The sequence below is a fragment of the Geomonas diazotrophica genome (assembly GCF_019063885.1).
GTDB classification, from domain to species: Bacteria; Desulfobacterota; Desulfuromonadia; order Geobacterales; family Geobacteraceae; genus Geomonas; species Geomonas diazotrophica.
The window spans coordinates 2,607,783-2,623,899 of sequence record NZ_CP077684.1; the positions used below are offsets into that span (position 1 = coordinate 2,607,783).

Sequence of the window (16,117 nt, forward strand, 5' to 3'; positions counted from 1 at the left end):
GCTCCCCCTACTCGTTGAGGTACGGGTTGAAGCGCCGCTCCTGCCCGATGGTGCTGGAGGGGCCGTGTCCGGGCCAGACGATGGTGTCGTCCGGCAGCGGCATGAGCTTATTCTTGATGGCGTCGATCAGCTGGCCGTGGTCCCCCCCGGGGAGGTCGGTGCGGCCGACCGAGTCGGCGAACAGGGTGTCCCCGGTGATCAGCAGCTTCTCGTTGGCGAGGTAGAGGCAGCACCCTCCCTGGGTATGCCCCGGGGTGTGCAGCACCTCGATCTCGCGCCGCCCGAACTCGAGCTTCATGCCGTCGGTGAGGAAAGCGTCCGGCTCAGGCGAGTTCTCTACGTTCAGCCCGTACTTCTGGGCCGAGCGCGCGGCATTGAGGAGGAAGGGGACGTCCTCCTTGTGGGCAAGAAGCTGCGCGCCGGTCTTCTCCTTCAACGCGCGGTTGCAGCCCATATGGTCGAAGTGGCCGTGGGTGTTGATGATGTACTTGACCTTGAGCCCGAACTCGGCGATCGCCGCCAGGATCATCTCGCAGTCGGCACCGGGATCGACCACGATCCCCTCGTTACTCTGTTTGTCACCCAGGATGAAGCAGTTCACCCCCAAGGGGCCCACCACTATGGTCTCAAACAACATGGCAATTCCTCCGTGCTGGAAGCCCCTGGTCTTTGTGCTGAGGGGCTATCCGGTAGATGCGGTATGCCATCACTTCTTCAGGATGGCGAAGGGGTTGTTGCTGAAGGACTTGCGCCCCTGGTCGCCGCCCCGCTGTTCCTGGCGCGGCTTTTCCGGCGCGGTCCTTTCCGGCTCGCTCATGTGCGGGGCGGGAGCGGGTACCGTTTCCGGTATCAGCTCGGAAGGCTCCAGGCAGTCGGGAAGCACCCCGGACCCGGGAGCCTCGGCCGACTCCCCTATCCCCTGCGCCGCGAGCGGCTTCTCCTTGAAGAAGTAGCGGTCGTAGAGGCGGTGGTACGAGGTCCAGCGCGACGGGTTGTCCGGCTCCTTGCGGATGTGGGTCCTGATGCCGTTGATCTTGGAGTCCAGGTCGTCCAGGTAGTTCAGGATGGTTGCCTCAAGCGTCTTCGGGCGCTTGGGGGAGCCGTACTCGTACTGGCCGTGGTGCGACAGAATCATGTGCTTTAAAAGCATGGCGAGCTCGACCGGGAATCCGGGGAGCAGCGCGATCCGCTCCTGCAGCATCTCCACGCCGATGGTGATATGGCCGATGAGCTTACCCTCGTCGGAGTAGTCAAAGCAGCGCAGGTAGGTCATCTCCCGCACCTTGCCGATATCGTGCAGGAGCGCTCCGGCGATGAGGAGATCGCGGTTCAGCCCCTGGTAGAGCGGCACCATGGCGTCTACCAGCTTCGCCACGGCGAGCGAGTGCTCCAGGAGCCCCCCCAGGTAGACGTGGTGCATCCCCTTGGCCGCAGGAGCGGTGCGGTACTGGGCCATGAGTTCCGGGTCCTCGAAGAAGGAGCGTAAAAGCCGCGCGAGGTCGGGGTCGGTGAGGCTTCCCACCAGGGCGTGCAGCTCGGCAACCATGGCCTTGATGTCGCTGTCGGTCTCGGGGAGGAAATCGGCGAGTTGGACCGTTTCCTCGGGGACCCGCTTCAGCTCGGAGACGATCAGCTGCATCTTGCCGAGATAGACGCTCGCCTTCCCCTTCACGGCCAGGAAATCGTTGCGATCGAACAGGGAGCCGACCTGGTCGGCGTTGTCCCAGATCTTGGCATCCACCTCCCCGGTCTTGTCCATCAGCTTCAGGGTGAGGTACGGCTTGCCGTTCTTGGCCATGGCGACGATCTTTTCCTTGACCAGGAAGACCGCTTCGACGATGTCGCGGTCCTTTATTTCGGCAACGGTTTTTTTCAAAGTAAGGCTCCTTGTAATGAAAGCCCCGTGCTGGGGCAGCCGGTTCCGTTTTTTTGCGGATACTCCGCGTTCTTTGCGATGCAGCTTTCAGCTAGCGGCGATCCGTGCCGCGATGGCGTCGGCCACGCGTATGCCGTCCAGTGCGGCGCTCATGATGCCCCCGGCATAGCCGGCACCCTCCCCGGTCGGGTAGAGGCCGCGGTGGCTTAAGGACTGCAGGTCCGCTCCCCGCACGATCCGCAACGGTGCGGAGGTCCGGGTTTCGACCGCGGTGAGGGTTGCCTCGGCGCTGATGAAGCCGCGCATCTTGCGGTCGAAATGCTCGATCCCCTCCCTGAGGGTCGCGGCGACCGGCGCCGGGAGGAGGGAGGCCAGGTCGTATTCGGTGACGCCGGGACGGTAGCTGGAGAGGATCCTCCCCCCGCCCCTGCCGATGAAGTCGAGCAGGCTCTGGGCCGGCGCACGGTACCCCTTTCCGCCTGCAACGAAGGCGCGTCGCTCCAATTCGCGCTGGAACTCGACTCCCGCCAGCGGGGAGTTCCCGGTGAAGTCGGCCGGTCCCACGGTGGCCACCAGGGCGCTGTTGGCGTAGGGGCCGTTGCGCCGGTAGCCGCTCATGCCGTTCACAACGACCTGGCCCGCCTCCGAGGCGGCCGCCACGACCACCCCGCCGGGACACATGCAGAAGGAATAGGCGGAGCGCCCGGTCACCTCGTTGTTGTAGGTCTGGGCGTATTCGGCCGGCGGCAGCGATGGATGCGCATTGCGGCCGTACTGGATCTCGTTGATGAGGGCCTGCGGATGCTCCACCCGGAGCCCCACTGCGAAGGGCTTCTGCTCCAGGGTGACCCCGAGCTCGTTAAGCAGTGCGTAGGTGTCGCGTGCGCTGTGCCCGGGCGCCAGCACCAGTGAATCGCAGGGCTCCTCGTCGGTGTCGTTCACAACGACGCTCTTCACCCCACCCTTTGCGATCCCGATGCCGGTCAGCCGGCTCTCGAAGCCGATCCGGAACCCCGCCTCGATCAGGCGCTCCCGGATGCCGCGCACCACCGCGCGCAGCCGATCGGTGCCGATGTGGGGCTTGGCGGCGTAGAGGATCTCGGCGGGGGCGCCGAAGTCGACCAGGCGCTCAAGCACCCAGCCGCAGTTGGGATCCTTCACCCTCGTGGTGAGCTTGCCGTCGGAGAAGGTCCCGGCTCCCCCCTCGCCGAACTGCACGTTGCTCTGTTCGCAAAGCTCGCCCAGGCGCCAAAAGCGCGCCACGTCCGAGGCACGCCGGTCCACGTCGCGCCCGCGCTCAAGGACCCGGGCGGTGAGCCCGTATTCGGCGAGCCGCAGGGCCACGAAGAGCCCCGCCGGCCCCATGCCGACGATGACGATGCGCTCCGGGGAGGCGAGTTTCGGGAAGCGGCGAGGCTCTTCGGCCTCGACCCGCGTCAGGTCGCCGCAAGGGCGGACCCGCGACTCGTCCCCGAGGGTCACCCGGACCGTGTACACCAGCTTGATGGCACCCTTTTTCCTGGCATCGACGCCCTTTCTAACCAGGGCGAGCGCCGTGATCTCGGATTCGCGCACACCCAGCTTGGCCGCGGCCAGCGGGCGTAGCGCACTCTCCTCCACCCCCGGGTTCAGGGTGAGGTTGCGTAGCAGAAATGGCATGGGGTGTCCGTCAGGCGGCGCCGGTATCGCGCCGTTTTCTTTCCAGGAGCTGTTCAACGATGATGACGATGTCCAGCGGTGGGGTGGATTTAGGGATGTGCACCTTGGCGCCCATCTCGGGAATGGGGTGCTCGTGCGGGGCGCCCTGGAACATGGAGGTCAACAAGATGATGATCGGGTCCGCCTCCTTGGCCAGCCTCCCGATCTCCAGTGACGCACTCACCCCTCCCATCCGGGGCATGACCAGGTCGAGTATGACGGCATCGAAGGTCCCGGCGGCGTAGGCCTGCACCCCGAGGACGCCGTCCTCTGCGGTCACTACGGAGAAGCCCGCGCCCCTGAAGGCATCGGACATCACCTTCAGGAAGAACTTGTCGTCGTCTACCAGGAGGATTTTGCCCCTGTTCTCTGCTGTCATTTCGACCTCAAGGCATGATTGAATGGGCTATCATACAGAAATGCGGCCGAAAAGAAAAGTGGAAACCGCCTTTTACCTCGGTGCGTTGAGCGGCAGGCGCACCGCGAAGGTGGTGCCGCTGGGGTCGCTCTTCTCCACCTCGATTTTCCCCCGGTAGGTCTTGACGATGCGCAGCACCACCGAGAGTCCGAGCCCGGTGCCCCGGCTGTTGGTGGTGAAGAAGGGATCGAAGATGTTGGGGAGGTTCTCCGGCGGGATGCCGGGGCCGGTGTCGGAGACCCTGAGCTTGATGTAATCCTGGTCCTGGTCCAGCTCCACGGTGAGGGTTCCATCCTCGGGCATGACGTGGATGGAGTTTAAGAACAGGTTGGTGAAGATCTGCTCGATCTCCATCGGGTCGGCCTTGATGGCCGGGGGGATGTTCCTGAAGTCCCGGACCACCTTGATCCGTTTCTGGCGCAGCTGCGGCGTGAAGGCCTCCAGGGTGTGCTCCAGGATGCGGTCCATCCTGACCTCGCTGATCTCGAACCTCGGGCGCTTGGAGGCGTCCAGGAGCTTCCCCAGGATGTTGTCGATCCGGTCCACCTCCTTGAGGATCTTCTCCACGTACTCCTGACGCTCCGGCTCGTCCAGCCCCCCCTTGATGAGCTGCACGAAGAGCGCGATGGAGTTGAGCGGGTTGCGGATCTCGTGCGCCATCCCGGCGGAGAGGTAGCCCAGGGAGGCGAGCTTTTCCGACTGGACCACCTCGGCCTGGGCACGGGAAAGCGCCTCGCTCTTCTCCTGCACCCGGGCCTCCAGCTCGCGGTTCCAGTCCGCGATCTCGGCCAAAAGCCTCTCGCGCTCGCTCAGGAGGGCCTTGTTCTGCAGCTCTATGCCGCGCAGCTTCAGGACGCTCTCGATGCGCTCCACGAGGTCCTGGTTGTTGAACGGCTTCAGGATGTAGTCGGAGGCGCCGGCCTTCATCAGCTCGACGGCGATCTCCTCGCTCCCCTTGCCGGTGAACATGATCACGTAGGTATCGGGGTAGAGCCTCTTGATCTCCTTGAGCGCGGTGAGGCCGTCCATGTTGGGCATCATGTAGTCCAAAAGGACCAGTTCGGGGCGCTCGACCTCGATGGTCGAAAGCCCCTCCTGCGCGCTCAGGGCGGTGAAGACTTGGTAGCCGCGGTTTTTCAGGATGATGCCGGTGAGATCGAGGATGACCTTCTCGTCGTCGACGATCAGCACGCGGCCGCGCGGCTCTTTCTCCGTGTTGGTCATATCGGGGCCTGCTCCTTCCGATTAGGATCGCATTCGTCAAAAAAAAGGGGCAGCAAACGCTGCCCCGCATGGATGTATGCCGCTGCCGTCAGGGGAGCCTGACGGTAACCACCGGGCAGGAAGCCTTTCGCACCACGCGCTCGGCGGTGGAGCCGAACAGCAGGTGGTCGATGCCGCTTCTGCCCTGGGTCCCCAGCACGATGCACGAGGAGCCGTCGGTCTCGGCCCGCTTCAGGATCTCCTCCCACGGCACGCCGGTCACGATCGCCGTCTCGTAGTTGTTGAAACCGGCGACGTTGTTGGCGACGAAGGTCGCCATCATCTTCTGCGCCCCCTCCTCGATCTCCTTCTCCAGGTTTTCGAAGGAGACGTGTGGGACGTAGAAACCGCGCAAGTCCACCGGTTCGTTGATGACGTGAATGATGGTCAGCCGGCCGTTGAACTGCTTGGCCAGGGTGAGCGCGTACTCGAAGGCGTGGTCGGAGTTCTCGGAAAAATCGGTGGCGAAGAGAATCTTGTCGAAGCTTGGCATCTGCTCCCCCCGTTCAGCCATGTGGTCAGTGGCTCGTTTCCTTGAAGATCTTTTTCAGGATCGACTTCAGCTCGTCGATCTTCACCGGCTTGTTTATGTACTCGAAGGCGCCCAGGTTCATCGCCTCTATGTAGGATTCCACGCCGCCGTAGGCGGTGATCATGATCACGTTGCTCGCCGGGTAGCTGCGGTTCAACTCCTTCAAGAAGGTGATGCCGTTCATCTCCGGCATGTTGATGTCGGTGACGATCAGGTTCACCTCCTGCTCGCGCAGGTAGTTGAGGGCCTCGAACCCGTTTGCCACACTGTCTACCAGGAAACCTTCCTTGGCCAGCAACCGGGAGAGGCCGATGCGTGCATTCTCCTCGTCGTCTACTACAAGTATTCGCTTCGGCTGCTTTGGCAAGATCGGCTCCAGATTCTTATTAAAAACCGCAGGATTGATTCTAACACTGCGAGTAGATGTGTCAAGCGCGGTTGCGCGCTAGGCGCGCGATTATCTAGCAGAGGGGCTAACTCCAGGTGTCACAAGGATTCCGGCGATAGCGGGGAAAGGGTCTCCCCACGCATGGGGTGGTGTCCCTCCGGCAAGGTTCACATTAAGTGAGGTCGGCGTCACTCATAAAAGGGGGCGCTTAGTTGCCGTCAGGGCGCAGGTTGGTCACTCTTCAGTTCCACATGCGCCGGTTTGCCCGCTTCACCCAGGGCCTTCAGCGGCCGGCCGTTGAACTCGGCCTCGACTGCTCCGCCGTCGCCTAAGTCCAGCGCGAAGGAGCGCTGCCCCTTCCACTCGATGATGTCGCCCGCTTTCAGGTCGTAGCGCTGGGAGATGCTGTCGTCGATGGTGATGCTGAGCCAGCTGTCGCGGTTGAAGCGGAGCTTAAGCACGATCCCGCTCTGCTTGCCGCCTGGTGCCGCCGGAGCGGTCTCGGTCCCGGACGGCGACGGGGCGGCGGCGCTGTGCGCGCTGCTGACCGGCTTCTGTACGGGTTGAGCGACCGGGGCCGGCGCCGGGGGAGCGGCCGGGGCCGGAGCACTCGGGGGGGGCTGCACCCTGGGCTGCTCACCCTCGGTGGAGAACAACGCCGCGATCACCACGGCGCCCAAGAGGAGGGCCGTAACGATCCAGCGGCCGGGGTTGCGGAACCGGGCCCGTTCCAGAGTATCGATCCCGGTCTGCGGGGCAATGCCCTGCGCCCGCGGGGCGCTCGCTTCGGGTTGGGCTCCCGGAGGGGGGGCGAGCCCCTTCTCGTAGCGCGCCACCACCTCGTCCCCGGAAAGGGAGAGAAAGCCTGCGTACAGTCTCAGAAAACCCTTGATGTAGGCGGCGTTGGGGAGCCTGTCGAAGTCCCCCTGTTCGATGGCGGCAAGGTAGTTCTTGCCGATCTTGGTGACGCGCGAGGCTTCCTCCAGCTCAAGCCCCTTCGCCTCACGGACACTGCGCAGGTACTCCCCGACCGGTGCCTCCGCGCTGCTTTCAACCTCTGGCTCAGCCACGTTACCTCACCTTGAGCAGATCCAGGTACTCCCTGGAGAGCTGCCCCATCTCGGAATCGGGGGCGATACGGACCACTTCCTGGAAGGCGCTTTTGGCTGCGTCGGCGTCCTTCAGCTTCATCTGGGCAAGCCCCATGTGGTAGTGGGCGCTCGCGTAGGAACGGTTCAGGCGCAGGGCCTTTTGGTACTCCTCAACGGCAAGTTCGGTCTTGTCCATGGCGAAGTAGACACGCCCAAGGTTCACCCTGGTGCGCGGATCGCTGCCGTTTTTGGCGACCAGGCCGCGCAGCACGGCCAGGGCCTGCTGGTAGTCCCCCTTGCCCAGGTAGGCGAGCCCGAGGTTGCCGGCGGCATTGTCCTGCCCCTGAAAGAAGAGGTCCTCCTGCACCGTTTTGAACTGGGCGATGGCATCGTCCCAACGCTTCATCTCCAGGTAGTTCACGCCGAGGTTGTTGCGCGCCTCGGAGTAGTTTTCCCGCAAATCGAGGGCCTTCAGGTACTTGGCCTCCGCCAGTTCGTAGCGTCCCTTGCGGAAATAGGTAAGCCCCAAAAGGTTCAACAGCTCGGGGTCTTTGGGGGTGAGCTTCTCGGCCTCGGTCAGTTCCTGGAGCGCGCCGGTGTAGTTGCTCTCGGCAAAGAAGGACTGCCCCATCTGGTAGTGATAGATGGACTTGTTCTTCTCAGCCTGGCTCAAGGCGCATCCCGAGGCAAGGAGGAGGAGGGCAACCGGCATGAAGGTTCTGGGACGGATCATACACCTCACGGTAAACTCGCGGAAATACACCCGGAAAAATTAGCAGATATGATCATCGTTGTCAATGAGGACCCCCTTAACGGCGCCACCGGGGCGGGGCATTACAGCCCCCCCACTCCCTGGAAATGGGTCATGTTCTTGAAGCTGCGGTAGCGCGCCTCGATCTCCGGGTAGGTCAGGGTCTTCAGACGATCGAGACTGAAGGCCTCGACGTTGAAGGAGGCCATCACCGAGCCGAAGATGATCGCCTGGCGCACCCCCTCGTCGGAGAGGTTGCCGGTGTTGGCCAGATACCCCATGAAGCCGCCGGCAAAGGTGTCCCCGGCCCCGGTCGGGTCGAAGACCTCCTCCAGGGGATAGGCGGGCGCCGCGAAGACCGAGTGGCCGTTGAACATGAGCACGCCGTATTCGCCGCGCTTCACGATCAGGTTCTTGACCCCCAGGGCGATGATGGAGCGGGCGGCCTTGACGAGGTTCGCCTCGCCGGAGAGCTGGCGGGCCTCACCCTCGTTGATGATCAGGAAGTCGACCCGGCTGATCACCTTTTTGAGCGCCTCGATCTTGGAGGAGATCCAGAAGTTCATGGTGTCGCAGGCGACCACGCGCGGCTTCTTCACCTGGTTCAGCACCTCCATCTGCAGCTCGGGGTCGATGTTGGCCAGGATCAGGTACTGCGCGTCGGCCCAGGACTCCGGGATCACCGGTTTGAAGCTCTCGAACACGTTCAGGTGGGTCTCGAGGGTCTGCGCCTCGTTGAGGTCGTAGCCGTAGCGCCCCTTCCAGTGGAAGGTCTTGCCGGGAACGCGGGAAAGGCCGGTGAGGTCGATGTTTCGCGAGGTGAGGAAGCGGGTGTGTTCTTCGGGGAAGTCCTCCCCCACCACCGCGACCAGGTTGACGTCGGTGAAGAAGCTGGCCGAGGTGGAGAAGTAGGTGGCCGAGCCGCCGAGGACTCGGTCTCTCTCCCCGAACGGGGTCTGCACGGAATCAAGCGCGACGGATCCAACGACGAGTATGCTCATAAAGCCTCCGGTGTGCTGCGGGATCAGGGTTGGTTCGAGTTGCAGGGGATGACCGGGGCCGCCTGCTGGCACCGGCGGCTCCGGCTTTAGTGTTACAGGTACTTGCCGAGGATCAGCTCCAGGTTTTCCCTGGTCTCCACCGGGATCACCGAGGTGTCGCTGATCACCGCGTACTTGAGGGCCTCGCCGCAGGCGCAGCCGCGCCCCGCCGCCACGCGGGCAACGGCTTGTCGGATGATCTTCTTGGCGGTGGCGACGTTGTTCTTGATGATCTCGATGATGGCCTCGACCGAGACGTCGTCGTGGGACTCGTGCCAGCAGTCGTAATCGGTGGAGAGGGCGATGACCCCGTAGCAGATCTCGGCCTCGCGGGCCAGTTTCGCCTCAGTCAGGTTGGTCATGCCGATGATGGAGGCTCCGAAGGAGCGGTACAGGTGGCTCTCGGCGCGGGTGGAGAAGGCCGGCCCCTCCATGCAGACGTAGCAGCCACCCTTGTGCACGGTGGCACCCACCTCGCCGGCGGAGCGGTACAGGATCTCGGAGAGCTCGCCGCATACGGGATCGGCGAACTGGACGTGGCCGACCACGCCGTTGCCGAAGAAGGTGTCCTTCCTGAAGCCGCGGGTGCGGTCGATGAACTGGTCCGGCACCACGATGTGCCCCGGGACGATCTCCTCCTTGAGGCTCCCCACCGCGGAAACCGAGATGATCCGGGTCACGCCGAGCTTCTTCATGCCGTAGACGTTGGCGCGGTAGTTCACCTCGCTGGGGGTGAAGCGGTGTCCCTTGCCGTGACGCGGCAAAAACACCATCTGCACGCCGTCCAGCGTGCCGGTCACGTATTCGTCGCTGGGACGGCCGAAGGGGGTATCCACCGTGACCTGGGTCACCCCGGTCATCCCTTCCATCTCGTACAGGCCGCTGCCGCCGATTACCCCGATTACCTCGTTAGCCATAGCTCCCTCCAGCGTCATTGAATATATAGTAGGTACTGTTCGGCGTTTCCCCTGCGCCGCGTTAATCCTTCTGCATCTGGTCCAGCTTTCCCTTCAGCTGCCCGCAGGCGGCGGAGATGTCCCCCCCACGGCTGGAACGGGTGATCACGGTGACGTGCTTGTCCAGCAGGTACTTGTGGAAACGGTCGATGGTCTCCTGGGTCGGGCTCTTGAAAGCGCAGCCGTCGTGCTCGTTGAAGGGGATCAGGTTCACCTTGGACGGGATGTTGCTGATCAGGCGCACCAGGCGCTTGGCGTCGTCCAAGGTATCGTTCAGATCCCGGATCATGACGTACTCGATGGTGATCCAGCGCCGCGAAGGAAGCGGGAACGCCTTGCAGGCGGCCAGGAGCTCCTTCAGGGGGTAGGCCCGATTCACCGGCATGATCCGGTCACGCACCTCGTCCGTAGTCGCGTTGAGGGATACCGCGAGGTTCACGGTGCAGCCGCGCCCGAGCTCGGCCATCTCCGGGACCAGCCCCGAGGTGGAAACGGTCACCTTGCGGGTGGAGAGCTGGAAGCCGTCCGGGTCGGTTAAGATCTGCACGGCCGGGATCACGGCGGAAAGGTTGGCCAGTGGCTCCCCCATCCCCATGAAGACTATGTTGTTGACCGGGTGCTCGCGCTTCACCGCGCAGACCTGGTTCACGATCTCGGACGTGGTGAGGTTTCGGGAAAGGCCGAAGGTACCGGTGAGGCAGAAGGCGCATTGCATGGCGCAGCCGACCTGGCTGGAGATGCACAGGGTGTTCCTCCCCTCATCGGGGATCAGCACGCTCTCCACCGCGGCGCCGTCCTTGAGCCGGAACAGGTACTTCCTGGTGCCGTCCTCGGAGGCCTCGACCGCCTCGGGAGAGAGGTTGCTGATCTCGGCCCGCTCCTTGAGCACCGCCCGGAACTCCTTGGAGACGTTGGTCATCTCGTCGAAGTCCATGGCGTCCATCTGGTAGAGCCACTTGAAGATCTGCTTGGCGCGGAAACGCTCCTTGCCCAGCCCCGAGATGAACGCCTCGAGCCCGGACAGGGTCAAATTCTTTATGTCTGTCTTTTCCATACCTTCCGGATACTAAAAAAGCCCTTCTCGCGAAGGGCTCTTGGTCTGCCTGAACCAGCTTCGGATTAAACCAGTTCCAGCTGGTTGAAGAAATAAGGGATCTCGTAGGAAGCGGACTCCGGGGAGTCGGAGCCGTGAACGGTGTTCTCCTCGATGCTCACGCCCAGTTCCTTGCGGATGGTGCCCGCCTCGGCGTTGGCCGGGTTGGTGGCGCCCATCAGGCCGCGCCAGTCGGCGATGGCGTTTTCCTTCTCCAGCACCAGCGCGATCACCGGGCCGCGGGACATGAAGGTGCAAAGGTCGCCGAAGAACGGACGCTCTTTGTGCACGTAGTAGAAACCCTCGACCTGTGCCCTGGAGAGCAGGATCTTCTTCATGCCGACGATCTTGAACCCGCCAGCTTCGATCATGGCGAGCACCTTGCCGGTGACGTTTCTTTCCACTGCATCAGGCTTTATGATGGCAAATGTTCTTTCCATTGTTTCCTCCGAACCGATTGTAGTAAATGACCCTTCTAATTAGCATTCCGGTCCGCCCGTTGTCAAGGCAAATGGCCGGATAGAGACGCAAAAAAAGCCCACAGATGAATCTGTGGGCTTCGTGAAACAGGGTAGCCCTGTTTCAGCTTACTTCTTCTCAGCCGGAGCGGCCGGAGCAGCCGGAGCAGCTTCCGGAGCTTTAGCGGAGGACATCGGAGCCTGAGCCGGAGCGGCCGGAGCAGCCTGCTCAGCAGCCGGAGCAGCCGGAGCCTCTTCTTTCTTCTTGCAGCCAGCAGCAAAGGACAGGGCCAGAGCCAGGCAAAGTGCCAAGGAGATCAGTTTTTTCATTGACGATATCACCTCTTTTCTTTTTAGATTTACCATTACTGCGCAAAGCGCATGGTTTTTTCTGTGCGACAACAAAGGCCGAATATACTAGCATTCGTGGAAATGTCAACAGTTTTTAAAGGTGCCAAGCTCAAAAAAATGTTAAAGCATTTTCCCAAACGTTTGGATGGCCCGGCCAAACATGCTGAAAACGAAATGTCCGGCTTCGCCCGGTATCAAAAACGGCAACCTGAAGAGAGCGCCGGCGCGTAACCTACCGTTTCTTCGCAAAACTCTGGTGCTGCAAGGGTTGCCGGCTGCTGCCGCCGCCCCTGCCGACCACTCCTGTACTTTCCCGCGGGTGGGGTTCGCCTCCCCGAAGCGGAAAAAACGGCTGCATATTCGGGACTGAGCTCGGTTCTTTCTTGTAAACGGCTCGCAAATATATTATTTTGGGCCCATTAATCTCCGGCGAGCTCGGAGCAATGCCACCAGGGGGGAGCCGTGAACGAAAAGCTTAATTCCGCAGACAAGAAACTCCTTTTGCAACTAGCTCGAGAAGCGATAACCGCCACCGTCCAGACCGGGAAACTGAAGATGCAGCAACTGGGCGAGGACAGGCTGGCAGCACCCAAGGGATGCTTTGTCACCATAAAGAAACAGGGAGCCCTCAGGGGGTGCATCGGCAACTTCAGCTCCGACAGGCCGCTCTACGAACTGGTACAGGAGATGGCCGCCTCCGCCGCCACCCGTGATCCGCGCTTCTACCCCATGAAGGAGGCCGACCTGGTCGAATTCGAACTGGAGATCTCGGTCCTGTCGCCTCTTAGCAAGATATCCTCCCCCGAAGAGGTCGAGGTGGGCAAGCACGGGCTGTACCTGGAGAAGAACTTTTCCCGCGGGGTTCTGCTGCCGCAGGTCGCCGTGGAGCACAACTGGGACCGGGAGACCTTCCTGAACCAGACCGCCATGAAAGCCGGCCTTAAGAAGGACGACTGGAAAGAAGGTGCTGACCTTTACGTCTTCAGCGCCGAGGTATTCGGAGAGAAGTAGCGAGCGACTATTGGCCGCTCAGACCTTGAGCGGCTTGCAGTTTCCCCTCCCCTTCCCCTTCCCTGCAGTTGACAACCTTTCCCCCTAAGCCCGGTCTTGCTTCCCCGCACAAAAGCGGCAGCGCGAAGAACGCAGAGTATCCGCGAAGAACCGCAAAGAAGACCTCGGGGTAAACGACAAAAGGCCCTCCTCGCGACCTTAGAGCCTACTTCGCGTGCTTTGCGTGACTGCTATAAAAAGCCGTAGCGCGAAGAACGCTGAGCATCCGTTTAGCGACTTTCGCGCATGCTTTACGCAACGCATAAAAAAAGGGGGCACCGTGGTGCCCCCTCTCTCTTTTGCAGTATGCGGCAAAGCCGATTACATCTTCCTGCCGCCCTCGGCAGCCCACTTCTCGAGCATGTCGGTGGTGACGGACTTCGGACGCTCGATGGCATAACCCAGACCACGGTCCCAAGTGATGTTAGCCATGCAGCCCAGGGCGCGGCCCACACCGAAGAGAACGGTGTAGAAATCCCACTCCTTGAGGCCGTAGTACCACTGGATGACGCCGGACTGTGCGTCGACGTTCGGCCAGGGGTTCTTGGTCTTGCCGTGCTCGGTGAGGACGCCCGGGGCGGTTTCGAAGATCATGGCGACCAGCTTGAACAGCGGATCGTCCTTGAGGCCCGGGGTCTTGAGGCAGAACTCGCGCTGTGCGGTGTAGCGCGGGTCGGTCTTCCTGAGAACGGCGTGGCCGTAGCCCGGAACGACCTGGCCGGCGTTGAGGGTATCCCAGAGAGCCTTGGTGACGTTCTCTTTGGTCGGCTCGGCGCCGTTGAGCTTCTTCTGGAACTCCATGATCCAGCCGAGAACCTCCTGGTTAGCGAGGCCGTGCAGCGGGCCTGCCAGGCCGTTGAGGCCTGCGGAGTAAGCGTAGTACGGGTCGGAGAGGGCCGAGTGCACCAGGTGGGTGGTGTGGGCCGAGACGTTGCCGGACTCGTGGTCGGAGTGGAGGATGAAGTACATCCTTGCCACGTCCTTGTACTGCTCGCTCTGGCCGATCATGTGGGCGAAGTTCGCACCCATGTCGAGCTTCGGATCGATGCTGATCTGCTTGTCGCCGCGGTACTTCAGGTTGTAGATGAATGCGGCGAGAACCGGGATACGGGCGACGATGTCGCTGGCATCCTCGTACACGTACTCCCAAGCGTCCATCTTGTTGAACTTGCCGCCGCTGTAGAATGCGGCGAACTTGGAGTCCTTCTGCATCGCCATGATGCCGACGGAGAGCATAACCATCGGGTGGCTCTCTTTCGGGAGGGCGCGCACGGCGGTGTAGACGTACTCGGGGACAACCTGGCGGGTCTTGAACTCGGCCTCGACGGCGGCGACCTGGTCCACGGTCGGAACCTCACCGGTCAGCAGGAAGTACCAGAAGGACTCGACCGTCGGGTACTCGGAGCCTGCCGCCTTCGGCAGTGCCTCGAAGGTCTCGGGAATGGTCTTGCCGCGGAAACGGATACCTTCTTGCGGATCGAGATAGGAGATGTCGGTGACGAGCGACCTGATGTCGCGGGCGCCGCCGATGCACTGACCGATGTCCACCTTGTCGATGATCACGGAGCCGAACTCCTTGGTCAGTCTGGTGATGCGGGGACGGTGGGCCTGGATCTTCTCAAACAACTTCTCTTTTAATTGCGTCATGTGCCAGATCTCCTTTTCTGTTGGGGTTGAGGTACATACGTCGAAAACAGCTAATCGAATCGCCCTGACATCGAGCCGCGCGTGATGTCCACTCGGCCGGTTGCGTGAGGTAGGTATACTGTATACAAAGATTTTTCAAATGTATACCATTGAGCAGATCCAATTTCAACACAAAAAAATTGCGTTTTACTATTTTGCATACATTTTAATACGCGCTACAGCAGTACCAGTTCCTTACTAGAGAAGGTTAGACGCTTAAGTCCCTGTTCAGAGAGATAAAATGAATTTTCTATGCCGACCGCCCCTTCTCCGGGAAACACGAGTTTCGGCTCGAAGGCGAAGGCCATGCCTACTTCAAGGGTATCCTCTGAGAACCCTTTCGCTATGAAGGGGTACTCGTCGATCTCTATGCCGAGTCCGTGCCCGATAAAGGAGACCTGGTTGCCGGGAGTGCCCATGAAGTGCTCCGCATACCCCATGCGCCGCGCAAGGTCGACGCAGGCGTCGTAGATCCCCCCCCAGGTGGCGCCCTCCACGGCACATTCCACCATCAGTTCCTCGATGCGCAGCATGTCCTCGTAACCGCGCCGCATCCGGTCGGAGACCGAGCCGATGGCGAACACCCTGGTCTGGTCCGCCAGGTAGCCGTCGTAGCAACTGGCGAAGTCCACGATGATCGGTTCGTCGCGCCTGATCCTGTTGTAGCTTGCGCCGTGCCCGAAGGCGGGGGTGAGCCCCATCCCCCCCAGGGCCGTGTTGGTGCAGGCGGGTGCGGCCGCATCCGCGCCGGAAAGGACCTGGGCGCTGGAGAGTTCGCCGTTGAAGGCGCGCATCCTGACGTACCCCTGGTGCCCCTCCTTGCGGGAGAGATGCTCCAGTTCGGCGGCAAGGTCCACCTCGCTCATCCCCTCGCGGATCACCTCGGCGGCGCGCCGGTAGACCTTGTCGGCCTGCGTGCCCGCGTCCTGGAGGATGTGGATCTCGTAGTGACTCTTGATCATGCGCACCCGCCTGATGGCGGGGGAGGCGTCCAGCGCCTGTGCGTTGGGGAAAAGGGAGAGGTACTTCTGGTAGAGGTTGACCGGCAGGACGTCCAGTTCGAGCCCCAGGCGTTGCGGCAGCGGGTGGCCGTGCTCGGCGATCAGGCCGGCCAGTTGGTTCAGGGAGGGGAGCGGGACCACCTCGGCCAGCCCGCTCTCCATGCGCGCCCGCAGGAAGTCCCTGCGCACGAGGTAGAGCGGACGCCCGGAAACGGGAACGTAGAGCACACCGGTCTGCACGGTACCGGTGAAATAGAAAAGGTCGGCGTTTTGCACCATGAGAACCGCGTCCATTCCCGCGGCCGCCATCTCGACTTGCAGTTTCCTGTAGCGGTATTCCAGTTCGTTCTTCGGCGTGAGCCGCATATCCCCTCCTCTCTCCCCATGAAACAGGCTCATGGGGAGGAGAAGGAAAGATAACTCACAATCGGTACCGCGTCAACCCCCGCAGGTCAATAAGATCAA

Annotated in this window: 17 protein-coding genes; 1 reads left to right on the forward strand and 16 read right to left on the reverse strand. The window is 62.0% G+C overall.

What is annotated here, in order from left to right; all coding sequences use genetic code 11:
• Positions 1-7: 7 nt before the first annotated feature.
• From KP003_RS11350 to KP003_RS11415, 14 genes are all read right to left on the reverse strand, one after another.
• Entirely contained in the window at positions 8-637 is a 630-nt protein-coding gene (locus tag KP003_RS11350) for an MBL fold metallo-hydrolase (protein ID WP_216499893.1), read from the reverse strand.
• Between the two features lie 69 nt (positions 638-706).
• Positions 707-1,876, reverse strand: a complete 1,170-nt coding sequence (locus KP003_RS11355) for a 3'-5' exoribonuclease YhaM family protein (protein WP_216788339.1) — start codon at positions 1,874-1,876, stop codon at positions 707-709.
• Between the two features lie 87 nt (positions 1,877-1,963).
• Complete coding sequence (locus KP003_RS11360) at positions 1,964-3,535, reverse strand: NAD(P)/FAD-dependent oxidoreductase (protein ID WP_216788340.1); 1,572 nt, start codon at positions 3,533-3,535, stop codon at positions 1,964-1,966.
• Between the two features lie 10 nt (positions 3,536-3,545).
• The gene (locus KP003_RS11365) at positions 3,546-3,953 is read right to left on the reverse strand and encodes a response regulator (protein WP_216788341.1); all 408 of its coding nucleotides are present in this window, start codon (positions 3,951-3,953) and stop codon (positions 3,546-3,548) included.
• 72 nt (positions 3,954-4,025) lie between these two features.
• Positions 4,026-5,216 (reverse strand): hybrid sensor histidine kinase/response regulator, encoded by a 1,191-nt coding sequence (locus KP003_RS11370; RefSeq protein ID WP_216499897.1) that lies wholly within the window; start codon positions 5,214-5,216, stop codon positions 4,026-4,028.
• Between the two features lie 88 nt (positions 5,217-5,304).
• Positions 5,305-5,748, reverse strand: a complete 444-nt coding sequence (locus KP003_RS11375) for a universal stress protein (RefSeq protein WP_216788342.1) — start codon at positions 5,746-5,748, stop codon at positions 5,305-5,307.
• Positions 5,749-5,773: 25 nt separating this feature from the next.
• A complete protein-coding gene (locus KP003_RS11380; RefSeq protein WP_015719816.1) occupies positions 5,774-6,154 on the reverse strand; it encodes a response regulator in 381 nt (126 codons plus the stop codon).
• A 239-nt stretch (positions 6,155-6,393) separates the two neighbouring features.
• The gene (locus tag KP003_RS11385) at positions 6,394-7,245 is read right to left on the reverse strand and encodes a helix-turn-helix domain-containing protein (protein ID WP_216788343.1); all 852 of its coding nucleotides are present in this window, start codon (positions 7,243-7,245) and stop codon (positions 6,394-6,396) included.
• Position 7,246: 1 nt separating this feature from the next.
• Entirely contained in the window at positions 7,247-7,999 is a 753-nt protein-coding gene (locus KP003_RS11390; protein WP_216499900.1) for a tetratricopeptide repeat protein, read from the reverse strand.
• A gap of 101 nt (positions 8,000-8,100) precedes the next feature.
• The gene (locus KP003_RS11395; protein WP_216788344.1) at positions 8,101-9,018 is read right to left on the reverse strand and encodes a PfkB family carbohydrate kinase; all 918 of its coding nucleotides are present in this window, start codon (positions 9,016-9,018) and stop codon (positions 8,101-8,103) included.
• A 92-nt stretch (positions 9,019-9,110) separates the two neighbouring features.
• Positions 9,111-9,974, reverse strand: a complete 864-nt coding sequence (gene mtnP, locus KP003_RS11400) for an S-methyl-5'-thioadenosine phosphorylase (protein WP_216499902.1) — start codon at positions 9,972-9,974, stop codon at positions 9,111-9,113.
• 61 nt (positions 9,975-10,035) lie between these two features.
• Complete coding sequence (gene rlmN / locus KP003_RS11405; RefSeq protein WP_216499903.1) at positions 10,036-11,067, reverse strand: dual-specificity RNA methyltransferase RlmN; 1,032 nt, start codon at positions 11,065-11,067, stop codon at positions 10,036-10,038.
• A gap of 65 nt (positions 11,068-11,132) precedes the next feature.
• A complete protein-coding gene (ndk, locus tag KP003_RS11410) occupies positions 11,133-11,546 on the reverse strand; it encodes a nucleoside-diphosphate kinase (RefSeq protein ID WP_216499904.1) in 414 nt (137 codons plus the stop codon).
• Positions 11,547-11,693: 147 nt separating this feature from the next.
• A complete protein-coding gene (locus tag KP003_RS11415) occupies positions 11,694-11,894 on the reverse strand; it encodes a hypothetical protein (RefSeq protein WP_183346630.1) in 201 nt (66 codons plus the stop codon).
• A 483-nt stretch (positions 11,895-12,377) separates the two neighbouring features.
• On the opposite strand from KP003_RS11415, the gene amrA reads away from it, so the two are divergent.
• Positions 12,378-12,926 carry an AmmeMemoRadiSam system protein A gene (gene amrA / locus KP003_RS11420; protein WP_216499905.1) on the forward strand — a complete coding sequence of 183 codons (549 nt, stop codon included), beginning with the start codon at positions 12,378-12,380 and terminating at the stop codon, positions 12,924-12,926.
• Between the two features lie 360 nt (positions 12,927-13,286).
• Here the strand turns inward: amrA and KP003_RS11425 are convergent, their stop codons facing one another.
• Positions 13,287-14,612 (reverse strand): citrate (Si)-synthase, encoded by a 1,326-nt coding sequence (locus KP003_RS11425; protein WP_216499906.1) that lies wholly within the window; start codon positions 14,610-14,612, stop codon positions 13,287-13,289.
• Positions 14,613-14,827: 215 nt separating this feature from the next.
• On the reverse strand, positions 14,828-16,018 hold the full coding sequence (locus KP003_RS11430; protein WP_216499907.1) for a M24 family metallopeptidase: 1,191 nt from the start codon (positions 16,016-16,018) through the stop codon (positions 14,828-14,830).
• Positions 16,019-16,117 lie beyond the last annotated feature (99 nt).

What these genes read in the sequence shown, in the direction of transcription:
- KP003_RS11425 (WP_216499906.1), bottom strand. Translation starts at nt 14,612, where the DNA reads ATGACGCAATTAAAAGAGAAGTTGTTTGAGAAGATCCAGGCCCACCGT.
- KP003_RS11390 (WP_216499900.1), bottom strand. Translation starts at nt 7,999, where the DNA reads ATGATCCGTCCCAGAACCTTCATGCCGGTTGCCCTCCTCCTCCTTGCC.
- KP003_RS11415 (WP_183346630.1), bottom strand. Translation starts at nt 11,894, where the DNA reads ATGAAAAAACTGATCTCCTTGGCACTTTGCCTGGCTCTGGCCCTGTCC.
- KP003_RS11360 (WP_216788340.1), bottom strand. Translation starts at nt 3,535, where the DNA reads ATGCCATTTCTGCTACGCAACCTCACCCTGAACCCGGGGGTGGAGGAG.
- KP003_RS11395 (WP_216788344.1), bottom strand. Translation starts at nt 9,018, where the DNA reads ATGAGCATACTCGTCGTTGGATCCGTCGCGCTTGATTCCGTGCAGACC.
- rlmN (WP_216499903.1), bottom strand. Translation starts at nt 11,067, where the DNA reads ATGGAAAAGACAGACATAAAGAATTTGACCCTGTCCGGGCTCGAGGCG.
- KP003_RS11430 (WP_216499907.1), bottom strand. Translation starts at nt 16,018, where the DNA reads ATGCGGCTCACGCCGAAGAACGAACTGGAATACCGCTACAGGAAACTG.
- mtnP (WP_216499902.1), bottom strand. Translation starts at nt 9,974, where the DNA reads ATGGCTAACGAGGTAATCGGGGTAATCGGCGGCAGCGGCCTGTACGAG.
- KP003_RS11370 (WP_216499897.1), bottom strand. Translation starts at nt 5,216, where the DNA reads ATGACCAACACGGAGAAAGAGCCGCGCGGCCGCGTGCTGATCGTCGAC.
- KP003_RS11365 (WP_216788341.1), bottom strand. Translation starts at nt 3,953, where the DNA reads ATGACAGCAGAGAACAGGGGCAAAATCCTCCTGGTAGACGACGACAAG.
- ndk (WP_216499904.1), bottom strand. Translation starts at nt 11,546, where the DNA reads ATGGAAAGAACATTTGCCATCATAAAGCCTGATGCAGTGGAAAGAAAC.
- KP003_RS11375 (WP_216788342.1), bottom strand. Translation starts at nt 5,748, where the DNA reads ATGCCAAGCTTCGACAAGATTCTCTTCGCCACCGATTTTTCCGAGAAC.
- KP003_RS11350 (WP_216499893.1), bottom strand. Translation starts at nt 637, where the DNA reads ATGTTGTTTGAGACCATAGTGGTGGGCCCCTTGGGGGTGAACTGCTTC.